This window comes from Citrobacter freundii complex sp. 2025EL-00176, assembly GCF_053309355.1.
Window position 1 is genome coordinate 1,207,329 of sequence record NZ_JBRYHT010000001.1, and the last position, 21,242, is coordinate 1,228,570.

21 protein-coding genes are annotated in these 21,242 nt (G+C 49.3%); 12 read left to right on the forward strand and 9 right to left on the reverse strand.

Annotation, left to right across the window (positions count from 1 at the left end; translation table 11 throughout):
* Positions 1-78: 78 nt before the first annotated feature.
* From ACVXHP_RS05910 to ycgZ, 3 genes are read right to left on the reverse strand one after another with little or no spacing between them, the layout of a single operon-like run.
* Complete coding sequence (locus ACVXHP_RS05910; RefSeq protein ID WP_038641176.1) at positions 79-345, reverse strand: biofilm/acid-resistance regulator YmgB/AriR; 267 nt, start codon at positions 343-345, stop codon at positions 79-81.
* Positions 346-379: 34 nt separating this feature from the next.
* Entirely contained in the window at positions 380-652 is a 273-nt protein-coding gene (locus ACVXHP_RS05915; RefSeq protein ID WP_447571050.1) for a hypothetical protein, read from the reverse strand.
* A 45-nt stretch (positions 653-697) separates the two neighbouring features.
* Positions 698-934, reverse strand: a complete 237-nt coding sequence (gene ycgZ, locus ACVXHP_RS05920; protein WP_038641180.1) for a regulatory protein YcgZ — start codon at positions 932-934, stop codon at positions 698-700.
* Positions 935-1,251: 317 nt separating this feature from the next.
* On the opposite strand from ycgZ, the gene ACVXHP_RS05925 reads away from it, so the two are divergent.
* The 7 genes from ACVXHP_RS05925 to ACVXHP_RS05955 all read left to right on the forward strand — a co-directional run bounded on the left by ACVXHP_RS05925 (position 1,252) and on the right by ACVXHP_RS05955 (position 9,920).
* Positions 1,252-2,463 (forward strand): diguanylate phosphodiesterase, encoded by a 1,212-nt coding sequence (locus tag ACVXHP_RS05925; protein WP_447571051.1) that lies wholly within the window; start codon positions 1,252-1,254, stop codon positions 2,461-2,463.
* 223 nt (positions 2,464-2,686) lie between these two features.
* Positions 2,687-3,418 carry a MerR family transcriptional regulator gene (locus ACVXHP_RS05930; RefSeq protein ID WP_304699649.1) on the forward strand — a complete coding sequence of 244 codons (732 nt, stop codon included), beginning with the start codon at positions 2,687-2,689 and terminating at the stop codon, positions 3,416-3,418.
* 315 nt (positions 3,419-3,733) lie between these two features.
* Positions 3,734-4,264: a Csu type fimbrial protein gene (locus tag ACVXHP_RS05935; RefSeq protein ID WP_304701252.1), complete on the forward strand. Its 531-nt coding sequence runs from the start codon at positions 3,734-3,736 to the stop codon at positions 4,262-4,264.
* Positions 4,265-4,278: 14 nt separating this feature from the next.
* The gene (locus ACVXHP_RS05940; protein ID WP_304699651.1) at positions 4,279-5,001 is read left to right on the forward strand and encodes a fimbrial biogenesis chaperone; all 723 of its coding nucleotides are present in this window, start codon (positions 4,279-4,281) and stop codon (positions 4,999-5,001) included.
* 55 nt (positions 5,002-5,056) lie between these two features.
* The gene (locus ACVXHP_RS05945; RefSeq protein ID WP_316129069.1) at positions 5,057-7,342 is read left to right on the forward strand and encodes a fimbria/pilus outer membrane usher protein; all 2,286 of its coding nucleotides are present in this window, start codon (positions 5,057-5,059) and stop codon (positions 7,340-7,342) included.
* A gap of 12 nt (positions 7,343-7,354) precedes the next feature.
* Positions 7,355-8,323, forward strand: a complete 969-nt coding sequence (locus tag ACVXHP_RS05950) for a Csu type fimbrial protein (protein ID WP_304699657.1) — start codon at positions 7,355-7,357, stop codon at positions 8,321-8,323.
* Positions 8,324-8,645: 322 nt separating this feature from the next.
* Positions 8,646-9,920, forward strand: coding sequence for a Glu/Leu/Phe/Val family dehydrogenase (locus tag ACVXHP_RS05955; protein WP_200006248.1), 1,275 nt, complete (start codon positions 8,646-8,648; stop codon positions 9,918-9,920).
* Positions 9,921-9,968: 48 nt separating this feature from the next.
* Here the strand turns inward: ACVXHP_RS05955 and ACVXHP_RS05960 are convergent, their stop codons facing one another.
* Genes ACVXHP_RS05960 through ACVXHP_RS05985 form a run of 6 tightly spaced genes read right to left on the reverse strand, consistent with a single transcriptional unit; the run spans position 9,969 to position 15,968 of the window.
* On the reverse strand, positions 9,969-10,664 hold the full coding sequence (locus tag ACVXHP_RS05960; RefSeq protein ID WP_316129071.1) for a helix-turn-helix transcriptional regulator: 696 nt from the start codon (positions 10,662-10,664) through the stop codon (positions 9,969-9,971).
* A gap of 18 nt (positions 10,665-10,682) precedes the next feature.
* On the reverse strand, positions 10,683-11,168 hold the full coding sequence (locus tag ACVXHP_RS05965) for a fimbrial protein (protein WP_447571052.1): 486 nt from the start codon (positions 11,166-11,168) through the stop codon (positions 10,683-10,685).
* 43 nt (positions 11,169-11,211) lie between these two features.
* Complete coding sequence (locus ACVXHP_RS05970; RefSeq protein ID WP_447571053.1) at positions 11,212-12,141, reverse strand: fimbrial protein; 930 nt, start codon at positions 12,139-12,141, stop codon at positions 11,212-11,214.
* 27 nt (positions 12,142-12,168) lie between these two features.
* Entirely contained in the window at positions 12,169-14,679 is a 2,511-nt protein-coding gene (locus ACVXHP_RS05975) for a fimbria/pilus outer membrane usher protein (protein ID WP_447571149.1), read from the reverse strand.
* Positions 14,680-14,708: 29 nt separating this feature from the next.
* Positions 14,709-15,386, reverse strand: a complete 678-nt coding sequence (locus ACVXHP_RS05980) for a fimbrial biogenesis chaperone (protein WP_316129091.1) — start codon at positions 15,384-15,386, stop codon at positions 14,709-14,711.
* Positions 15,387-15,437: 51 nt separating this feature from the next.
* The gene (locus tag ACVXHP_RS05985; protein WP_304699668.1) at positions 15,438-15,968 is read right to left on the reverse strand and encodes a fimbrial protein; all 531 of its coding nucleotides are present in this window, start codon (positions 15,966-15,968) and stop codon (positions 15,438-15,440) included.
* A gap of 359 nt (positions 15,969-16,327) precedes the next feature.
* On the opposite strand from ACVXHP_RS05985, the gene ACVXHP_RS05990 reads away from it, so the two are divergent.
* The 5 genes from ACVXHP_RS05990 to dhaM all read left to right on the forward strand — a co-directional run bounded on the left by ACVXHP_RS05990 (position 16,328) and on the right by dhaM (position 21,156).
* Positions 16,328-16,990 (forward strand): winged helix-turn-helix transcriptional regulator, encoded by a 663-nt coding sequence (locus ACVXHP_RS05990; protein WP_316129075.1) that lies wholly within the window; start codon positions 16,328-16,330, stop codon positions 16,988-16,990.
* Positions 16,991-17,029: 39 nt separating this feature from the next.
* Positions 17,030-17,680, forward strand: coding sequence for a winged helix-turn-helix transcriptional regulator (locus ACVXHP_RS05995; RefSeq protein WP_233612531.1), 651 nt, complete (start codon positions 17,030-17,032; stop codon positions 17,678-17,680).
* A gap of 320 nt (positions 17,681-18,000) precedes the next feature.
* The gene (dhaK, locus tag ACVXHP_RS06000) at positions 18,001-19,071 is read left to right on the forward strand and encodes a dihydroxyacetone kinase subunit DhaK (RefSeq protein ID WP_447571054.1); all 1,071 of its coding nucleotides are present in this window, start codon (positions 18,001-18,003) and stop codon (positions 19,069-19,071) included.
* Between the two features lie 11 nt (positions 19,072-19,082).
* Complete coding sequence (dhaL, locus tag ACVXHP_RS06005) at positions 19,083-19,715, forward strand: dihydroxyacetone kinase subunit DhaL (protein WP_137397909.1); 633 nt, start codon at positions 19,083-19,085, stop codon at positions 19,713-19,715.
* Between the two features lie 10 nt (positions 19,716-19,725).
* Entirely contained in the window at positions 19,726-21,156 is a 1,431-nt protein-coding gene (gene dhaM / locus ACVXHP_RS06010) for a dihydroxyacetone kinase phosphoryl donor subunit DhaM (protein WP_447571055.1), read from the forward strand.
* Positions 21,157-21,242 lie beyond the last annotated feature (86 nt).

A 21,242-nucleotide genomic window follows, 5' to 3' on the forward strand; every position in this document is an offset into this window, starting at 1 on the left:
TGTAGTCTTAATTCAAAGTATACAAATACTCAGCACATACTATAGATGCTGGAGTTTCATGATTATATAATAATTTTATTAAACGTCGTCAGCTGTGTAGCGCAATACTATTTCCAGTGTTTTTCTGATGATATCAGCCTGAACAACATCGGTTGTCGATTCCAGTGAAGCGATCAGGCTTAAGATGATGTTTTTATTATTAACATTATCGCCAGCTAAAATCACATTTGTTACTGCCTGTCCCAAGACAACGGATTCATCTGCTAAAAGCTCACCGGCATTACGAAAGTAACTCGACAAAGCCTTATCTGCTATTGCTCTGTGAACATTCATTTCCTGAAGCATAGTCACCTCGCTTGTATAGTATGGAAAATGGTCTCTAATGTAATTTAGGCTTTTTACTGCCACTGAAAACACTATCATCAACAGTTCTTTCCGGTTTGGGGTTCATCCTTGCCGGATTAGAATCTGTGAAATCATGAATTATGCTGTCAATAAGATGTCTACGCCCGGCATCCGCTTCATTCACCTTCATAAGACGTAATTGCTTAATCAATGCGGGTAGCGATATTGCCGTGTTCATGCGCAAAATCTGTATAACAGCTAAACCTGTAATTTCGTGTTTCAAGCGTTCATGGTCAGTTTTCTTCATAACTACTTCACTACATTCCCCATTTAGATGTTTTAGGGCATCCCTTTATTCGAAGAGCAGGCCGATTAAGGCATTGTAATGCTTCTGTTCATCCTCACCAGAGGCTTTTTCAAGACGGTTCAGAAGCTTGGCACAGAGTGATTTTCGGCTCAGGTTACGTCCATCTTTCAGTATCTCAGTGACGATTTCTCCCAATGTTTCCTGCTGTGTCGGAAGATGCGCTTTTGCAAAGTAACGAGAGATTGCGTTTGCGGAATCAGTGAGAACTCTGTGCTGCTGCATATGTTGCTCCTGTAACAAAATGCTGATGAATATTAAGTTTTATAACAGTAGCAAAGTTGTACCAAAAATGTGTACATCAAGATAAAGCAAATTTTAACATAAAGTGCTATATGTTATTTATCAATGTGTTATAAGAAAACTAAAAAGTACAACGCCTCCACGCTTTGTACAACCCACATAAACTCCCGACAGTTATGATTTTTGTCGAGCCTTATTGTGTAAATTTATAGTTAAAATAATGTATTTAAAATCAGGACATAACCGCGTTTGTCTGATACTGTCCCCTTCTCTTCTTCGCCATTAATCCCGGACTCTCCATGCTTACTACCATTATTTATCGTAGCCATCTACGTGATGACACGCCCCTTAAAGCGCTTGAGGATATGGTGACAGCGGCAAATATCAAGAACATACAATCTGATGTAACGGGAATCCTCCTTTTTAACGGCTCTCACTTTTTCCAGCTACTTGAAGGCCCTGAGAAGCAGGTAAAGGAAATTTTTCGTTGTATATGTAACGACTCACGGCACTACAATATTGTCGAGCTGATGTGCGATTACGCCCCGGCGCGTCGGTTTGGTAAGGTTGGGATGGAGTTATTTGATTTACAAAAACATGAACGGGCTGAGGTCTTACAAGCCGTACTGAATCAGGGAACGTCAAAGTTCCAGCTCACCTATGATGACCGGGCATTGCAATTTTTCCGGACATTCGTACTGGCAACGGAAAAATCGACGTACTTTGAAATCCCTGCTGCCGATTACTGGGATTTTATTACCGATAAAAGTTGTACAACCCTTGAGGGAGCAGAGCTTGCGTCAAGTACCGACTACACCTTTGCCTTTCAACCTATTATCGACCCTATGTCACAACGCGTTATCGCCCTGGAAGCGCTAATTCGAGGTAAAGATGGAGAAAGTCCGGCAGCGTACTTTGACAGATTAAACACGGAAGAGATGTACACAGCGGATCTGGAAAGTAAAAAGACGGCATTTGCCATGGCCAGCGCGCTGAATCTTGGCGAAAAAATGTTGTCTGTCAACCTGTTACCCATGACGCTGGTGAACAGACCCGACGCTGTTAACTTTCTGATTCATGAAATAGCCGCACATGGACTCGTCCCCGAACAAATCATCGTGGAATTTACCGAGAGCGAAGTCATCTCACGCTTTGATGCTTTTGCACAGGCGGTAAAATCACTTAAAGCTTCGGGAATTTGTGTGGCGGTTGATCATTTTGGGGCGGGTTATGCCGGGCTTTTGCTCCTGTCTCGTTTCCAGCCGGACAGAATAAAGATAAGCCGTGAACTCATTGCTGATGTCCATAAAAGTGGCCCGAGGCAAGCTATCATTCAGGCGATCATTAAATGCTGTACCTCACTTGAGATTGAACTTTCAGCGGTCGGTATTGAAAAACCCGAAGAATGGATGTGGCTTGAATCTGCTGGGATCGAGCTTTTCCAGGGTAACTTATTTGCAGCAGCCTTGCTGAACGGTACCCCTTCCGTGGCATGGCCTGAGAAAAAATAATTTCCACAAAATAAACAATTAAAATTCAATGCATTATGAAGTTCGTTTGTTACCCTTCCCCCCTTACATGAGGTTAAGGCCAGCAATATTCTCACGCGTGATAGTAAAGTAAATCTTAATTTTGCTAGAATGCTCTGTATGTTTTGTACAATTTGATGCATGTTGTACAAAGTGACAGGAACCGCATATCGGTGACGGAGAATCAGGAGTGTTTGGGGGAACTATGGCTTTTTACAGCATTGGCGACGTCGCAGAACGTTGCGGGATAAATCCTGTGACCCTTCGGGCATGGCAGCGACGCTACGGTTTACTCAAACCTCAACGAAGTGAAGGCGGCCACCGGCTCTTTGATGAAGAGGATATTCAACGTATTGAAGAAATCAAACGTTGGATTAGTAACGGTACTCCTGTCGGGAAAGTTAAAGCATTACTGGAAACCAGTACCCGCGAAACTGACGATGACTGGAATCAATTGCAGGAAGAGATGATGAGCATTCTGCGGATGGCGCATCCGCCGAAGCTGCGGGCCAAAATGCTCTCTCTTGGCCGCGCGTATCCGGTAGATGCGTTGATTGACCGGGTCTATCTTCCTGTACGTCAGCGGCTCATACTTGATCATAATACCTCTCGCATAATGAACAGTATGCTTGACGGCGCGCTGATCGAATATGTTGCGGTACTCCTGTCAGAAACGCGTCGCAAGTCAGGGAAAGATGCCATCCTGATGGCCTGGGATGTTGAAGACAGAACCCGCTTATGGCTGGAGGCCTGGCGCTTATCGCAATCCGGGTGGCATATCGCCATTCTTGCAGAGCCTATTGAAACACCACGTCCTGAGCTATTCCCCGGGCAAACGCTTTTTGTCTGGACCGGTACGACGCCAACCAGAAGACAAAATGAACTGCTGCAACACTGGAATGAGCAGGGATACAAAGTTATTTTCCACGGGCCTTAACCCGACGGACGCTATAAAGACAGGATGCGTTAATACGTCCATTCAGAGCTTTCCCCTCACACACCCTTTCTAACCGCTGTACGCATGATGATCTTACCTGCTAAGAACTTGCGACACGGTTAGCACAAAAAAATAAAAATATACTCACTCATTGGTATTATTTTTTGTAGGCGGCATCACCTTTTTCCTAAGTAAAATTTATTAGATCAACTGGCGCACGACTAATACTTATCCTAGGGTTAAATCATGTCTTCTTGTGCCACATTATTGTTTTTCTACAGTAATAAATGTGGTTATTTGAAAAAGGTTAAAGATATGGCTCTAGTCCTGGACAAACGCTTAATTCTTTTATGCTGCACCTTTTCCATTATTTCAGTGGCAAATGCAGCAACGACCAGTGGTACGTTTCAGGTGCTGATGACGATTCAGAAAGCATGCACCGTTACCGCCGGTTCCGCTTCAAATATCACTCTTTTGCCTGTCAACTCTACAGCAACAAATACCAGCGCAAGTAATACCATTTCGGTTAATTGCTCAAAGACCACGCCCTATTTTATTGGTCTGGCACCTTCGGCCGCCAATGGCGGAACGACGACGGGCTCCGGCGCCATGTCCTCCGTGGCTAATGCCGCCACCAATACAGATAAAGTGCCCTATCAACTGAACCGAACATCAGCAACAGGCCCAGTGTGGGGGAATACCGCCACTGACACCACGCAAGGAAACGGCGTTGCGGCGACGGGGACCGGTCAGGCGCAAACTTTCACCGTTTATGCCACTGCACCGAGCGCCAACTTCACTCCTGACGACTATGCCGACACGGTAACGGTTAACGTTAATTACTAACCTCAGGAAACCTCATGAAAGTAAAACTGCCTGTTCAGCAGTGCGCCTGCGCATGCCTGCTAGGGATGGTTATGAGCGTAAAATTTGCCGCCGCCAGCGGGCTGCAAATAGCCCCCGTCACGTTAACCTTGCAAGCGACGCAAAACGCCGATGGTATCTGGCTTAGCAACGCAGGGGAAAATGCGCTTAATGCCCAGGTTCGGGTTTTTCACTGGAGTCAGAACGCGTATAGCGACAGACTCTCACCTTCTCAAGGGCTAGTCATTAGCCCACCGATGTTGGCATTAGCCCCCGGAGAACGTCAGTTGATTCGCGTTATTCGTACAGGTCCGCCATCGACACATGCTGAAGATGCCTATCGGTTATCAATTGATGAGTTGCCGCCAGCAAAAATACAAAAAAATAAACTTCAGTTTGTACTGCATTATTCCGTGCCTGTTTTCATCCAACCGGTATCACCTGCGCCAACAGAAGCAAAATTAAAATGGAAATTGCAACAACTCGATGGCAAAAAATTCCTTGAGGTTAGTAACCAAGGAAATGCGCATGCGCAATTATCTGCTGCCACCTTTATAAACCCTAATGGCACTAAAAAAGTCATTACCCCGGGACTGTTAGGTTATGTTCTTCCAGGTTCCACAATGCGCTGGGTAATCTCCCCGTCGGCCAGTGATACCCATTACGGCGGGAAAGTAGAAGTCACAATCAATGGCCAAAAAACAGTACAAGATCTGTAAGAGATCCTGGTTTCTGGTGAGGTTTTGCTTTCTCAATGGAGTATTAATATCGGGAATGGTTTGTGCACAAACGCTGAATAATAACCTGAATGAAAAGAATGTTATTAATGATGCGCGCCGTCTCGCGGGTATCGATCTCTATCTTGATGTCACCCTGAATGGAAATCCCGTCGGGCTGGTACATTTGGGTTATGACAATGGAAAGCTCTATGCAGCAGCAGAGACTCTGCGACAAATGGGTTTCCGTTTTGCGCCAGACGCCATTGACCCTGTCTGCCTGAACGATATCCCCCAGCTAACGGTTGACTACAACGTTCAGTTGCAAACGCTCTCGCTCACCGCGCCATTAAGTTCACTCGACCTTGCTATCACTCAGCTTTACTCGCCTGCAACACCTGCGCCGTCGGTGACAACATCACGCGGGGCGCTACTTAATTACGATATATATGCCCAGCAGGGAGATGAAAGCGCAGTGAATACCTTTAGCGAACTACGCGCGTTTAATGCTGCAGGAGTGCTAAGTACAACCCAGTTGACGCAATACTCCAGCGAGGCATATGCAGATAGCAGCTTTGCACGTCTTGATACCAGTTGGCGATCGTCATTTCCCGAAACCATGATGGCAGTGACCATTGGCGATACCCTGACAAGTTCGCTCATCTGGTCCCGACCAACCCGCATCGGCGGTATTCAGATAGGAAGCGATTTTGGATTGCAGCCTTATATGCCAACTACCCCGCTCCCCGCATACCTTGGCTCTGCGACGCTACCCTCAAACGTGGAACTGTATGTCGACGGCGTCAGGTACTACAACGGAGAAGTCCCCGCCGGGAGTTTCCAGATCAACACCATGCCCAATATCAGCGGCGCCGGGACGGGCCAGGTGATGATGACGGATGCGCTGGGCAGAACGAGTGTGCAAAACTTTTCGTTCTACAACGACCAACAGCTTTTACGGGAAGGATTAACCGCCTGGTCAGCTGAGTTGGGCACAGTACGCGAAAATTATGGTTACTCCTCATTTGATTATGCCAGCGCGCCAGTGCTAAGCGGGACATGGCGTCGTGGATTCAGCAACGCGTTCACGGCGGGTGTTCATGCTGAAACCAGCGATGGACTTATTAATGCAGGATTCGGTAACGACTGGATCCCGGGAACCCGTAGCGGGACATTATCTACCGCCCTGGCCGCGAGCACCGACTCAGGAACAAACGGATTTCTGTACAGTTTTGGTTATCGTTGGTCCGGTGAACGGTTTAATTTCAGTACCAGTACCACGGCAGCGTCGGGTGATTATCGTGACGTCGCCACTCGTTATGGCGGGCCGCCCCCCACGCTGAGCAGCAACACGGTAATTGGCTATTCGCTGGAAACAGCCGGGAACATTAGTCTGAGCTACCTGCAGTTTCGTTATCCACACGAAAATGCGGTGCGTTATGCCAACGCCAGTTGGTTTAAAACCATCACAGATAACATCTCACTCAATGCCGGATTCAACCAGAATATTGATGATAACCGCGATCGCAGCCTCTATTTGATGGTGACGATAACGACTGAAAATAACCTTAGCGCCAGTAGCACCATACAACGTACCAACGATGAAACCGGCTATCAGTTCAACGCCAGCCGGACGCCTCCTGCTGACGGCGGCTGGGGGTGGAATCTGGCAGCCAGTCAGCAGAGTTCCCGGCAAAGTGGTCAGGGTGAAGTAGGATACCTGGGACGTTACGGCAAAGCATATGCCGGACTCAGCCGTTTACCTGATAACCATTACGGCTATGCGGGCGCCACCGGATCGCTGGTGACCATGGGGGGCGGAGTGTTTGCAGCGCGAGAAATCACTAATGGTTTTGCCGTGGTATCAACTGACGGTGTGCCCGATGTACCGATCAAATTGCAAAATAACCTGATCGGTCGTAGTGACGACCAGGGGCTGCTGTTGGTCACCCCGTTGAACAGTTATCAAAACAATTTGATCAGTATTGACCCGATGGATCTCCCCGCCAATATGCGGATCGCTCGCGTTGAAACAAATGCAACGCCTGCGGATCGTTCCGGTACGCTGGTTAGCTTTGGCATCACTCCCATACGTGCCGCGCAGGTCATCCTCGTTGACGACCAGGGTAAACCAATCCCGGAGGGGAGTATGGCATACACCATCAGCGGAGCAGGACAATCGTCAGTCGTTGGCTTTGATGGCATGACCTGGTTCGACACGCTGCAGCAGCACAACACGCTCCGGGTCGATACGGAGACGGGGGGATGCCGCGTGCAATTTGACTATCCCGCTTCAGCGAAAGGGATTGTACAAATTGGCCCTCTGGTTTGTCAGCCACAATAACAGGAGTACGTCATGAGGTTAAGACAGCTGTTATTCATCGCGACCGTACTCTTCTATCCAGCAATTAGCCCTGCGGTGACCTGCTCGGTGAGCAATGTCCAACCCATTAACTTTGGCCCGGTAAACCCGCTGTCAACCACCGGCACGACGTCAACCATGACGTTCAGCTACACCTGTACAAAAGAACTTGGTGACACGCTGGCGGGGATCAATCTGTGTTTTAATATTGGCGCCTCGGCCGTCAGTGGTCAGGTGACACCCCGAAATATGTCGTTAAGCGGCAACCCGACCAGAACATTGACCTATCAGCTGTATCAGGGCGCCAATGGCACGAATGTCTGGGGCAGCCAATACCAGGCGGGCACCACTTTTCCAATGGTGCAACTTAACTTGCTGAATCTTACGCCAGTCACTGGTTCACTAACGGTCTCTGCTCAGATCGTCACACCGCAAACCGCAGCTGTACCAGGAAACTATCAGGATAGCTATACGACGGCGACAGCGTTTGTTACGCTCAACCCTGGCCTGCTTTTCCCGCCCACCACCTGCGGCGATACCGTTGCCGCCAGGTTCCCTTTCACCGTATCAGCGGTTGTCAGCAAACAATGCAACATCACCTCGGCGACTAATATCAGCTTTACGCCAACGAAGGCCACCGGACGTAATCTGACGGCTTCAAATACCGTAGGCGTCGCATGCTCTAATAACACCCCTTACACTATCGGCCTGCAACCCTCCAATGGTAATACGGCGGGTAGCGGTCAAATGACCGGTACGGGGATGAATGCCGATAAAGTCCCCTACCAGCTTAGCTCAACGCCAGGACCTTCCGGTACGGTCTGGGGCAATACAGCGCTCAATACCGTCGCGGGTAACGGTACGGGTACCACCATGGCGTACCCGGTTTATGCCACCGTTCCCAGCGCGAACTATACGCCCGACAACTATGCCGATACCGTTACCGTTGTCGTTACCTATTGACGACCCGCTAAAAAGCAATAAGGAAAATACATTTTATTATCATATTGTTTACTTTTAGAGGTGCGTCATAAATCTGACAAATTGTGAATTTCACAACCCATGCATATCAAACCATTTAAAATGCAAATATGTTCGATAAACACCAAAAAGCACAGATAAATATTCATAAACCATCCAAAGCCCACACTAATCACATAGATAAAACAAGCTGGGCAAGCAGGCCGTCCTTTGAAAAAAATGTTAAATTTAGGTGTATATGGTGAGATTCACTGTATACCACGGCCAAATTAAGAACATATTACTTTTATAACTAAGGTTTATCATGGATAAGTTATCTTACGCTTCAGATAGCAGCACATCTGCCTGGAATACCTACCTGCAACAAATCGAGCGTGTGGCCCCTTACCTGGGCGAACTTTCCCATTGGGTGGATACCCTGCGTCACCCAAAACGCGCGTTGATTGTCGATATCCCGGTACAAATGGATGACGGTACTATCCGTCATTTTGAAGGGTATCGCGTGCAACATAACCTTTCTCGCGGTCCGGGCAAAGGCGGTGTGCGTTTTCATCCTGATGTTGATCTTAATGAAGTGATGGCCCTGTCCGCATGGATGACCATCAAATGCGCAGCGTTGAATCTGCCGTACGGCGGTGCCAAAGGTGGTGTGCGCGTCGATCCGTTCTCACTGTCTGAAGGCGAACTGGAGCGTTTGACCCGTCGCTATACCAGCGAAATCGGCATTATTATAGGACCGCAGAAAGACATCCCTGCGCCGGATGTGGGTACAAACGGTAAAGTGATGGCCTGGATGATGGATACCTATTCCATGAACCACGGCACCACCGTGACCAGCGTGGTCACCGGTAAACCTATTCACCTCGGCGGCTCGTTAGGCCGTGATAAAGCCACCGGTCGCGGCGTTTTTGTCAGCGGTCTGGAAGTGGCTCGTCGTGCCAATATCGAAGTTGAAGGCGCTCGCGTAGCGGTACAAGGTTTTGGTAACGTCGGCAGTGAAGCCGCCCGTCTTTTCGCGGCAGCTGGCGCACGTGTAATTGCTATTCAGGATCACACCGCAACGCTGTTCAACGCCACCGGTATCGACATGTCCGCGCTGTCAGCCTGGCAACTGGAGCACAAACAAATTGCTGGTTTCCCGGGGGCTGAAACCATCGCCAGCGAAGCGTTCTGGAGCCTGGAGATGGACATACTGATCCCTGCCGCGCTCGAAGGTCAGATCACGCGTCACCGCGCTGAAACGCTGACCTGTAAACTGGTACTCGAAGGTGCCAACGGTCCCACCTATCCGGATGCCGACGACGTTCTGGCAAGCCGCGGTATTGTGGTTGTCCCTGACGTAATTTGTAACGCCGGTGGTGTTACCGTCAGCTACTTCGAATGGGTTCAGGACATGGCAAGCTTCTTCTGGAGCGAAGAAGAGATCAACCAACGCATGGATAAAATCATGACCGATGCGATGGTGCACGTATGGGAAAAAGCGGCTGAGAAATCCTGCTCTCTGCGTACCGCAGCCTATATTGTCGCCTGTGAGCGTATTTTGCTGGCACGTAAAGATCGCGGAATTTATCCGGGCTAAGACCCTACGTAATCTTGAGCATCAGCCATCTGCTAAGCAGGTGGCTTTTTATTTGCAACTCGCCGGGATCATGTACAATTCTGCACCAGCCGCAACGGGCCGAGTTAGTGTTTCTTCACTCGCAACTGTTTTCTCCGCGCTGAACACCCTCTTTTCCTGCGCAGCGTTGAGGAACTGTAATAATTCGCAATCCGACCTCAACCTAAATTTATTCATTAAGGCTCGACGGTGCGCCAGCACCGTTTTCTGACAAATATGCATATGCAAACCAATTTGCTTTGACGTAAGCCCTGACAATAATAAACGAATTAACTGATGCTGCTGCGCTGTGAATGTTTTATGTGGGCAGCCTAAGCAGGAGCGCCCCTTATTGAATGAATTTGCTTTTTTTACTAAGGACCAGTGATATTTAATCACCGCCCCCATCTGACTGGCCGAAGTATCGTGTGGAATAAAAACAATATGGTTGATACATGAAGGCACTTCGCCACGCGCAGGAATATGCTCCCTGTCAATCAAACCCACAATAAGCCCTGGCGACCGGGTAAAAAATTCCGCATGACAAAGATAATGTTCACCGGGGCTGAACATTAAGATCATCACATCGTCAGTTGGCCTATTTTTAGAGTGAACATTCTGAAAACTAAGCGTTTGCTGGGCCATTTCCGGTGAAAATATTTCTCTAAGTAATGCGGTTAATCCAAATTTATACATGTTATCAGAACAGCGGATGCTGATGTTCATTAAGGCGCCTGCTTTAATTTATTGATAGGTCATAGAAATAGTAATCGCAGAGTTGATCATTCCCGGTGTTACCTGCCCTTGCTCACTATAGATTCTGGCGCGCAAACGCCATGTATAACGCTGTTCGGATATATTTGCGGTTAATGATTTTCCGTTGCCAAGGGGCATACCATCGTTCGCCTGTAACTGGATTGCTACAGGTGAGGCGGTACCGGTATTCTGGTACATATCATTGGGATGGTCGCTATCGGCATTACCGTTAAATAATACCGTTACACGGCTTGTCCCGGCAGGGCACTGTTCAACACTTAACTCAAAAGCGACCCACGGCGTGGTCGAACCCGCGGTATATAACGATGAAGCGGTAACAGATTGCCCGGGCGTTAAATCAACAGTTTTGGTCACACTGTCGCTGCTCACCTGACAGGGCGCGGTTTTGACATTACCGTTGATGTTGAGCGTCACCGGATCGCCCATGCCCCACGCAGGGGATGCAAGCATCATCGCTATGGCCGTCCTTTTTCCAGGTAACATTCTTTATTCCCTGTTATTGGTAAGTAATATTCAGTGTCGCGGTTGCATTGGCGCTTCCCGGTCTGACGACCGACCTGGTCTGGTAGTAACGCGCCACCAGCGGAAATGTTTCCTGCCCGCCCGCTGAACGCTTCAACACAATGCGATTATTCAGTTGCAACGGAGCGTTGTTATAAAGCATTTGTATCCCTACCCCGTCTGCGGTCCCCTGCGTTCCCTGACCGTTCAGCGCCAGCACGCTCGTATCGCTTGTCACATCGGGGTTCTGCGTTCCCATGAGTTCCACGTTAATGTTGGCGGAAGCATCGCAGTTAAGCCCGAGATTCTGGCTATCGCTACGCGGCGGGTTAAACCCTGGTTGGTTAGAGAATTCGCTGGCATTAATGTCGCCGAGGTTAAAATTCAGCGTCTGGCTGGAAACAGAGCATGCTAATACCGTTACCTGCGTATTTGCATCGAGGGAAATTTGCGTAAAATAATTATCTGGTGTGACGAACCATCCCTGCATTATTACTCCCGGCGTTAAATATCCAGGGGTTATTTTCCCGGTTTTAATTAACATCACATCGTAAAAACCCAGATTATAAACGTAAGCCGTACCGTTGGATGGCAGCACAAAACGACCAGGTGACACTGATACACGTATCCCCACACCATCGAGGTTAGTGTTAAATACATTATTTATTGGCGAGTTTGTTGCCGATAAGTAATTGAACGTATAACCGCCACTGCATGACGTTGGACTGTCGGGAGCATCCACTTCAAGCTTTGCATACCCGGAAAGTCTGGCTCGCGCAATTTCGCTACCTACCGGCGCATCGAGTTGCACAAGAATATTGCCCATGCTAACGGTGCCAAATAGCGTCGCATTGACGGAACAATTATCGGCATAGCTCAAACCGGGGAGTAACAATAAAATACACAGAACGTAAATTCGGTTCATCTTAATAGACTCAATAAATAAAGTGAGTTACCGACACAGACTGTCAGCCACGCTAATACCACGATAATTTTCTTCGCTATTCAGGGTATATTTAGCCGTACAGTGCTGTTGGTTGTCATTGCCCCAGACAACGTCCAGTACGCTTTGTGGCTGCATGCCGCTTAAATAAACCTGACCGTCATCCCCTACAATGAAGCTTTGCCCCTGCACACCTCTGACCGTCACCATCGCACCAAATGGCACAGGCTTTCCGTTATTACGGCGTAACGTGAGCAATACGCGCAATCCGACGTTAGCCACAAAATCTGTGCGAACCACCGCGCCACGGGTCGGCACCACGGTTTTATTAGTCAGTTCCAGCTCAACGTCATCCGCTATGGTTGCCGTCTCCAGTCCGATATCATTTTTGCGATAGGGAGAGACGTTACTGGCAACGGTGTATCCACGAAAATCAGTACGTACGCCACTTTGGTTTTTTATCCCGACATTCGCAGCGCCCGGCGCTTTAATCAATACGTTGGTTTCACCCAATGGCTGCGAAAATGTGACACCATCGGCGTGGGCGAGCACGCCCCCCGCTAGCGAATAATTCACCCGTTGCAGATTGCGATCGTAACTGTAACCCCCGCTGACTTCCGCGTACCCGCCTTTATAATCCGCGTTCAGGCTGCCGGTATAACCAGCATCCTCGGAACCATACCCCTGACGTATATTCCAGCTGAGAGCATTTCCCTCCAGCGCCATCCCGCTCAAGCCGACGCTGTGCGTTGTCCCGCTGTTACGGCTGGTATTCATGCTATAGCTGGCCCAGGAATTGGTCGAAAAGCGTTCCAGTGGAATGCTGATATTCAGAGCGGCCAGACGATCGCTGTCGTAGCGAGCATTGCTGCCCGAATAACCGTTTTTACTCTGCGTCCAGCTAATCCCATAGCTTATTCCGTACCAGGTGTTGTTATAACTCAGGCTCCATGACTGTAGTGGTTTTGCGTAATGCCAGTAATCTTCCCGCACCGCGTTGAGCGAAAGGGATCCACCTGACGCACCCAGAGACTGGTTGATGTTTGCCTCCATGCGATTACGGCGTTTCTCTATCGATGAACTGCTGACCCCATAAGAATCAAACGTGTCTTGCATCCCGGAATAGCCAGCCGTTGAATAACGATATCCGGCAATCGAAAAGTTTGTCCCGGTTACCACGCTGTTTTTGCTGTAACGAATGCGCCAGGATTGTCCCTGCTGTTGTCCCGTATTCTGTGGCTGGGACCAGGACTGGGTAACATCAGCCGACAACGCCCCCACCACGCCAAGATTTTTACCGATTCCTGTTGCAACAGAACGATAATAATCCGCCCCCTGGACACCGCCATAAGCCGTGAATCCTGCCGGCAACCCATAAATGAGTGTTCCTTGAACAAAGGATGTCTGCTCAATCCGACTGTCATATGAGCGATAACGTCCGGCGGTCAATGCATATTTAAGACGCCCTTCCCGTTGCAACACAGGCAATGAAGCAAACGGAACGGTAAAATGTTGTTCACTACCGTCTGCTTCTTTGATACTCACGTCGAGATCGCCCGCGCCTCCTGTCGGGTACATATCGGTTATTTCGAACGCACCAGGAGAGACGTAGTTTTGGTAAATTTGATAACCATTTTGTCGAATGATCACCTGCGCGTTTGTACGGGCGATTCCTCGCACCACCGGCGCATAGCCTTTCAGCGAATCCGGGATCATCTCATCATCAGAGGCAAGCTGGCCGCCGCGAAAAGGAATACTGTCAAAAACGTCGGCTGGCGAAGAACTGTCGCCCAGCACCAGTTGCGCTTTCAGCGGAATAATATTGCGCTGTACGTAGCTATAGACGGTGTCCCAGTGAGCATTTCCCTGGCTGTCTTTATTCCAGGTGCTGTAGTTACGTAACCGCCATGGGCCAATGTTAATTCCCGGGCGCAGGTTCACGTACTGACTGTTGCTGTTGTTTCCTGTGTCCTTCGTCCGGCTGTTATCCCCACTCAGACTGTAATTGAGCATCATTGCGCTAATTCCCTCATCCCACTGTTCTGGCGCAACATAACCGCGCACCGGTGAAGAAAGCGCGGCCTGCGGAATACTCAATAACAGCTTCTGGGAAGAAAATAACAGTTCGCTGGAAGCCTGAGGAATAGCGGATAGATCAGCGCAATTCTCTTTCCCGACAAGCCCTGGATATAACGCTGTCTTCACACCGTAGCCCTCCAACAACTCTGGAGAAAGACACGGTTCCAGCATTTCCCCTTCTCGTCTGGTAAACACCACATCACGGGTATCAACATTGTCTCCATTAAGAAGAATATCAACGTGATATGTTCCTTCCGCCTGTTGCCCTGTCTCAAAGCCGGAAAGATCGACATCACCGTTTGTGGATCCTGTACGCTCCAGTAACGCAGGGTTAAAGTAATCACGACCTTTTACTTCATTCAGTACATTGGCGAAGGTTAATAAAATAAACAGCAGCAATCGGACCGGAGGCGGATTAGTTATCATTTTGGCTATCATCATTGACATAATCTTCCCGTCCGGACTGCGTTTTAGAGTGAGGCGTGATGCGCCTCACTTATTCCGCCGTAATCATTAATAATTCTGTAGGTTATTGCTCCACCGGTAATACCTGTCGGTAGTGCGAAACTTGCGCTGCGTCCGGGCGCGACAAACGTGACGTCTTCGACTCTTTTACCTGCAACGGTAATTTCATTAAAATTAATAAAGTATGCTGATGGGTTTGCCACCTGAATGAATTTACCGTCCGATTTCCAGCGTAGTTTTTCTACCTGCGCATCTGGTGTTGACTGGGTTAATCCGACCGGCCTGTAGATCAGTTTTATTCGCGTTTTAATAGCTATTTGTAATGTATTATCTTTACGCTCTGCCGACGGTATCGATTTAATATTGAGCCAGAACAGAGATTCTTTATCTTCTGGCAAATTACCTGCGCGAATAATGCGCATTACGTTTCGCTGCCCTTTATCCAACCGATAAAGCGGTGGAGTAATGATAAATGGTGCTTTCGCCGCGTCGTTGCTTTGCGTTTCAATCCACGATTGAATTAAGTAAGGAACCGCATCAGGATTATTAACGCTCAGCGAAGCCTCTTTCTTTCCGCCATCGTAAATAACTCGGGTGCCACCGATAGAAACACCCGCATGCGCGGTAGTAATACCGATCGCCACAACCACCAGGGGCAACATGCAAAAACGTAATACTCTCATCATAAACCTCTGAAAGGGCCGTTTGCCGGCCCTTAAAACTGCACAGGTAAATCAGTTATAGTTAACAGTGAAATTAGCCACCGCGTTAGCCGCGCCAGGAAGAACAGGCATAACGGTTGCCACATAGGCGGCATAGAAATCCAGATTATTATCCGCAGTACTGGATAACATGTAGGTATAACCGTTGTCCTGATTAAGTCCTAAGTTCATACTGTCTGCCGTCTTAAGGCGTATTGCCACGCCGCTTGCCGACCCGGAACCTTGAGTGATGGCCAACAAGCTACTGTCATTACCGTCATGTGCACCGTCAAATTTCACCTTTGCTGCGACCACACTGGCCGGGCAATCTTTCAGCCGTAGCGTAAATTTTGTGGTGGATGCTTCATCGCCAGTACTGGCGAATGCTGTTTTAGAGACACGCCCCAGGTCGACCATCAACGTATTGCTACTACCAATATCAACGGTACAGGCCGAATCGAGGATTTCACCATTAAAAATGACCGTACCATCATAGGCCATTGCGTTTGAGGCCATGAGAATGGCCGCCGCAGACAACGTCTTCGCTATCACATTCTTTTTCATAATTGCTTTCCTTAACTTTTATTTATAATGCTGACTCGTTATTTATCCTGATGCAAATAACGCCCCATGCTTTTTATTATTGCCATCACTTTGAAAGTACTGAGAGAAATAACAATTAACGCAAATCATTAAGGATTGCATTAGGCCTCCAGGTAAGGAAGGCCGTTCCTTATTAGATGCTATTGCTCTTCTGCTTATGGGCAATTTTGATATAGATACACATATTTGCTCAAGTTATTTTTCGGTGTAATTTTACACCGAGCGATGGATTCCATTATCTCCCTCTCATTACCATAATTATTAAAACCAACAACATCTTATATTGTTTTTAACAGCATATTCATTGAGGAGGGCGACTCATGCCTGAAACAAAAATAATCATTGAATCAAGCATGTATCATGCCTTACCGATAAAGCCGGTGGAGCACATAATAAATATCATTGAAAAATTAAAGCCGAACGCCAACATTTATGAAACAAAATACAGACAAGTAATTAACTACAAGAGTAATAATTCTCATCAATGTTATTTGCTATTGAATGGCACGATTGCGATCTTCAGGCAACGCGACGGCTTTATGCTGAATTCTGAAGTCGCGCCATTTATCTTCGGGCTAAGCAATCAACTTGCAGAATCGGAATATCTCTTTATGCGGTGTGAAGAGTGCTCAACCGTAGCGGCCATTCCTCTGGAAACAGCTAATGAGATTATTGCCGATGAGGACCTGTGGGAGAGTCTGTCCAGGTTACTCATTTATACGGCCGGGCGTGTTTATGACCATTGTACTCGCATTTCCGCCCCAACCTCTTACGATATTATTCGCTCACAACTTTATGAGTTGATGCGCGAATCTGACGAGTTTCGGCAACACATTACCGCCGCAAACTATATTCAGAGCCGCACGTTTCTGTCGCGCAGCAGTATCATGAAAATTCTGGCCGAATTAAAAAAAGGCGGCTATATCGTTACCGAACGCGGCGTATTGAAACAAATACAGCAAAATATTCCCCTGAAATATTAACGGTACGCTATGCTGCACAACGTAAACAAATGAAAATCTATGCGGGATAACCCCATCATGCCTCATGAATCGCCGATAAACCTGCTTAAACAACCCTCGCCCTATGCTCCGGAGTTGCTGCGACAATTGGCAGAAGAATGCGAGTTCAGGCGCTACCCCAAAGGTAGCCGCTTCGTATTTATCCATTCTGGAGAACATATGTGTCAGTTTATTCGTCAGGGCACGGTAAGTATTGAAAACCTGGAGAATAATCTGGCCCTAGGCATAGCCTCTGCGCCGGTGTCGCTCGGCTTCACCAGTGCATTATCAGAGAAACTGTTGCTCCGCGCCCTTGAGGAATGTGAAGTTGCGACTGTCCCACTGGAAACCGTTATGGCACGGATTGAAGCAAAACAGCTTTGGGAGATCATGGCCCGGCATATGATCATCGTGACCAATAAACTGTTTATTCAAAATGAGATGGTAGCGGCGCCCACCACTTATGATGTGCTGTGCTATCAACTTCAGGCTCTGGCCAAAGAATCAGACAACATTCGCCAGCAGATTGCCGCCTACCAGTACATTCTGGACAGGACGCACCTTTCACGCAGTAGCGTGATGAAAATGCTCGCGGCCTTAAAAAAAGGGGGATATATCGAACTCGAGCAAGGAAAACTGGTGGCGATCAACCACCTGCCTGCACGGTTTTAACCTTCTTCCTCTGCCTCCTGGTCGTTCACGCCCTTCACCTTGACGAAACTGCCTATCCCCCTTTGCCAACCGTAAAACAAAAGGATGTCCAACGTCGCATTTTAGGCGAATTTCACGCCATCTCGTTTCAATATGGAACATATTGAGGTAGCAATGTTTCGTATTGAAACGCTGACTCATACAATTTTCTTTTGCATACCCGTGTGCAAAATTACCTTATCGGCAGCGAGCGGTCGCCGTAGCGTTGTACAAACCGATACCCTACATCAGATGGCTGTAGAATTTTGGCAGCCTCCAGGACTGTCTGCGGAGCATAAATAATGAAAAAATTGATTAACCGTGTTGAAGACGTACTGAATGAACAACTCGCCGGACTGGCGAAAGCTTACCCCTCCCTGGCACTGCATCAGGACCCGGTGTACGTCACTCGCGCAGATGCGCCGGTGATGGGCAAAGTGGCGCTACTCTCCGGCGGCGGCAGCGGACATGAACCAATGCACTGCGGTTATATTGGACAGGGTATGCTCGCCGGGGCCTGCCCGGGTGAAATTTTTACCTCACCCACGCCGGATAAAATGTTCGAATGCGCCATGCAAATTGACGGCGGTGAAGGCGTCCTGCTGATCATCAAGAATTACACAGGCGACATTCTTAACTTCGAAACCGCCACCGAGTTGCTGCACGAAAGCGGTATAAAAGTCACTACTATGGTGGTGGATGACGACGTCGCGGTGAAAGACAGTCTGTATACCGCCGGTCGTCGTGGCGTGGCGAATACCGTATTGATAGAAAAACTGGTCGGCGCGGCCGCCGAACGCGGTGACTCGCTGGAAGCCTGCGCGGCACTGGGGCGTCAACTGAATAACCAGGGGCACTCCATTGGGATCGCCATTGGCGCCTGTACCGTTCCGGCCGCCGGACAACCGTCGTTCACGCTGCAGGATAACGAAATGGAATTTGGCGTGGGTATCCACGGGGAGCCGGGCATTGACCGCCGAGCCTTTACCTCTCTCGATCAAACCGTAGATGAAATGTTCGACACGTTGCTGGGAAACGGCAACTACAGCCGCACGCTGCGTCATTGGGACAACGTCCAGGGCGCATGGCAGGAAGGCAAAGAAACCAAGCGGGCGTTGCAAAGCGGCGATCGCGTTATTGCGCTGGTCAATAATCTCGGTGCGACGCCGTTGTCAGAACTCTTCGGCGTGTATAACCGCCTCGAAAGCCGTTGCCAGGATGCGGGGATCGTCATTGAGCGCAACCTGATCGGTTCTTACTGTACCTCTCTGGATATGACCGGCTTCTCAATCACCCTGTTACAGGTGGATGACGAAACGCTGGATTTATGGGATGCACCGGTTCACACCCCTGCTCTCAACTGGGGTAAATAAGGAGATTCATGATGTCCCTCACCAGAACACAAATTGTTAACTGGCTCTATCACTGCGGCGAAATATTTACTACCGAAAGTGATTTTCTCACCGGACTGGATCGGGAAATCGGCGATGCCGACCACGGTCTGAATATGCACCGTGGTTTCAGTAAAGTGGTCGAAAAACTGCCGTCCATCGCCGATAAAGACATCGGCTTTATTTTGAAAAATACCGGCATGGTATTGCTTTCAAGCGTTGGCGGAGCCAGCGGCCCGCTGTTCGGTACCTTTTTCATCCGCGCCGCCCAGGTCACTCAAGCCCACCAAAGTCTGACCCTGGACGAGTTGTATCAAATGATTCGCGATGGCGCGGAAGGCGTCATTAGCCGTGGTAAAGCGGAGCCTGGCGACAAAACCATGTGCGACGTTTGGCTGCCGGTAGTCGACTCTTTACGTCAGTCCTGCGAGCAAAAGCTAAGCGTACAGGCGGCGCTGGAAGCCGCAAGTCAACAAGCGGAAGCCGCGGCACAAAGCACCATCACCATGCAGGCACGCAAAGGCCGCGCCAGCTATCTTGGTGAGCGCAGTATTGGACATCAGGATCCTGGCGCAACGTCCGTCATGTTTATGATGCAAATGCTGGCTCAGGCGTCCAGAGAGTAAGGATAAAGCGATGGTAAACCTGGTTATTGTGTCTCACAGCGCCCAACTGGGCGAAGGCGTCGGTGCGTTAGCCCGACAGATGTTAATGGGCGATGGCTGTAAACTTGCTATTGCCGCAGGCATTGACGATCCTGAGAATCCGATTGGCACCGATCCTATTAAGGTGATGGAAGCCATCGAGTCCGTGGCCGATACGGATCACGTGTTAGTGATGATGGATATCGGCAGCGCGTTACTGAGTGCGGAAACCGCTCTGGAGCTGCTCGACCCTAACATCGCCGCGAAAGTCCGGCTGTGTGCCGCCCCGCTGGTGGAAGGCACGCTGGCCGCGACGGTTAGCGCCGCTGCGGGTGCTGATATCGAGCGGGTCATCCGTGATGCCATGAACGCCCTCGACGCCAAATGTGAGCAACTGGGTTTACCTTCGCCCTCGGCAGCAAAGCCCGCTTCTGCTGAACACTCCCCCGACACAGATGCCCTTTCGATTGCCATTGTGGTGAAAAATCCCAACGGCATCCACGTTCGTCCGGCCTCGCGGCTGGTATCTACACTGTCTGCTTTTAACGCCGACATGTGGCTGGAGAAAAACGGCAAGTGCGTCGTCCCTGATAGCCTCAATCAGATAGCCCTACTGCAGGTTCGCTGTAACGACACGCTGCGCCTGATTGCCAAAGGCGAACAGGCAGAAGATGCGCTGGCCGCATTCAAACAGCTGGCGGCAGAGAACTTTGGCGAATCGCTTGAGCCAACGCAGACGAAAAACGCGGCGACTCAGGTCCCCCCAATGGCAACGGGCACGGCATTTTGTTACTCGCCGTTCTCACCCGAGGTAAGCCAGCAGCCTGCTGCATCATTGCAGGCTGAGCAGCAGCGATTGCAGGCCGCCATCCAGAGCACGCTGAGCGATTTAAGCGAGCTAACCGCGCTTGCTGAAGAGAAGTATTCCGCCGATATCGCCGCGATCTTCTCCGGTCACCACACGCTGTTGGACGATCCTGAATTATTCGATATGGCATGCGACGTAATGCGTGAAAAGCAGTGCAGCGCCGCCTGGGCCTGGCAGCAGGTGCTGAGCGAACTCAGCCAGCAGTATTTACAGCTCGACGATCTCTACTTACAAGCGCGATACATCGACATTGAGGATTTACTGTCTCGATCGCTGCAGCATTTAACAGGAGTGACGGCGCAAATCCCGACGTTCACCCGCCCGACAATCCTGGTCGCTGACGTCATTTATCCGTCTACGGTATTGCAACTCGATCCGCTGACCATCAAAGGGATCTGCCTGCGTGCCGGGAGTGAGGCTTCTCACCCGGCGATTATCGCCCGCGAAATGGGACTTTGCTGGATGTGTCAGCAAGGGGATATCCTCAATAGTATAAAGATGGGAGACACCCTGACTCTTGACTGTGCCGCGCAGCGGATAACCCACGCAGATTAATGTCAGTAGCACATCCTTGCCTGTAAAGGATGTGCTACTTACCTGTACGCGTCGGGAAATGTCTGTTTATTCGCAAAATGGGGAGC

Bases quoted from the DNA above. Each gene is read 5' to 3' on its own strand.
- ACVXHP_RS05990 (WP_316129075.1), top strand. From the start codon at position 16,328: ATGCCTGAAACAAAAATAATCATTGAATCAAGCATGTATCATGCCTTA.
- ACVXHP_RS05935 (WP_304701252.1), top strand. From the start codon at position 3,734: ATGGCTCTAGTCCTGGACAAACGCTTAATTCTTTTATGCTGCACCTTT.
- ACVXHP_RS05915 (WP_447571050.1), bottom strand. From the start codon at position 652: ATGAAGAAAACTGACCATGAACGCTTGAAACACGAAATTACAGGTTTA.
- ycgZ (WP_038641180.1), bottom strand. From the start codon at position 934: ATGCAGCAGCACAGAGTTCTCACTGATTCCGCAAACGCAATCTCTCGT.
- ACVXHP_RS05940 (WP_304699651.1), top strand. From the start codon at position 4,279: ATGAAAGTAAAACTGCCTGTTCAGCAGTGCGCCTGCGCATGCCTGCTA.
- dhaL (WP_137397909.1), top strand. From the start codon at position 19,083: ATGTCCCTCACCAGAACACAAATTGTTAACTGGCTCTATCACTGCGGC.
- ACVXHP_RS05975 (WP_447571149.1), bottom strand. From the start codon at position 14,679: ATGATGATAGCCAAAATGATAACTAATCCGCCTCCGGTCCGATTGCTG.
- ACVXHP_RS05925 (WP_447571051.1), top strand. From the start codon at position 1,252: ATGCTTACTACCATTATTTATCGTAGCCATCTACGTGATGACACGCCC.
- ACVXHP_RS05980 (WP_316129091.1), bottom strand. From the start codon at position 15,386: ATGAGAGTATTACGTTTTTGCATGTTGCCCCTGGTGGTTGTGGCGATC.
- ACVXHP_RS05910 (WP_038641176.1), bottom strand. From the start codon at position 345: ATGCTTCAGGAAATGAATGTTCACAGAGCAATAGCAGATAAGGCTTTG.
- ACVXHP_RS05985 (WP_304699668.1), bottom strand. From the start codon at position 15,968: ATGAAAAAGAATGTGATAGCGAAGACGTTGTCTGCGGCGGCCATTCTC.
- ACVXHP_RS05965 (WP_447571052.1), bottom strand. From the start codon at position 11,168: ATGATGCTTGCATCCCCTGCGTGGGGCATGGGCGATCCGGTGACGCTC.
- ACVXHP_RS05970 (WP_447571053.1), bottom strand. From the start codon at position 12,141: ATGAACCGAATTTACGTTCTGTGTATTTTATTGTTACTCCCCGGTTTG.
- ACVXHP_RS05995 (WP_233612531.1), top strand. From the start codon at position 17,030: ATGCGGGATAACCCCATCATGCCTCATGAATCGCCGATAAACCTGCTT.
- ACVXHP_RS05955 (WP_200006248.1), top strand. From the start codon at position 8,646: ATGGATAAGTTATCTTACGCTTCAGATAGCAGCACATCTGCCTGGAAT.
- ACVXHP_RS05945 (WP_316129069.1), top strand. From the start codon at position 5,057: ATGGTTTGTGCACAAACGCTGAATAATAACCTGAATGAAAAGAATGTT.
- ACVXHP_RS05950 (WP_304699657.1), top strand. From the start codon at position 7,355: ATGAGGTTAAGACAGCTGTTATTCATCGCGACCGTACTCTTCTATCCA.
- dhaK (WP_447571054.1), top strand. From the start codon at position 18,001: ATGAAAAAATTGATTAACCGTGTTGAAGACGTACTGAATGAACAACTC.
- dhaM (WP_447571055.1), top strand. From the start codon at position 19,726: ATGGTAAACCTGGTTATTGTGTCTCACAGCGCCCAACTGGGCGAAGGC.
- ACVXHP_RS05960 (WP_316129071.1), bottom strand. From the start codon at position 10,664: ATGAACATCAGCATCCGCTGTTCTGATAACATGTATAAATTTGGATTA.
- ACVXHP_RS05930 (WP_304699649.1), top strand. From the start codon at position 2,687: ATGGCTTTTTACAGCATTGGCGACGTCGCAGAACGTTGCGGGATAAAT.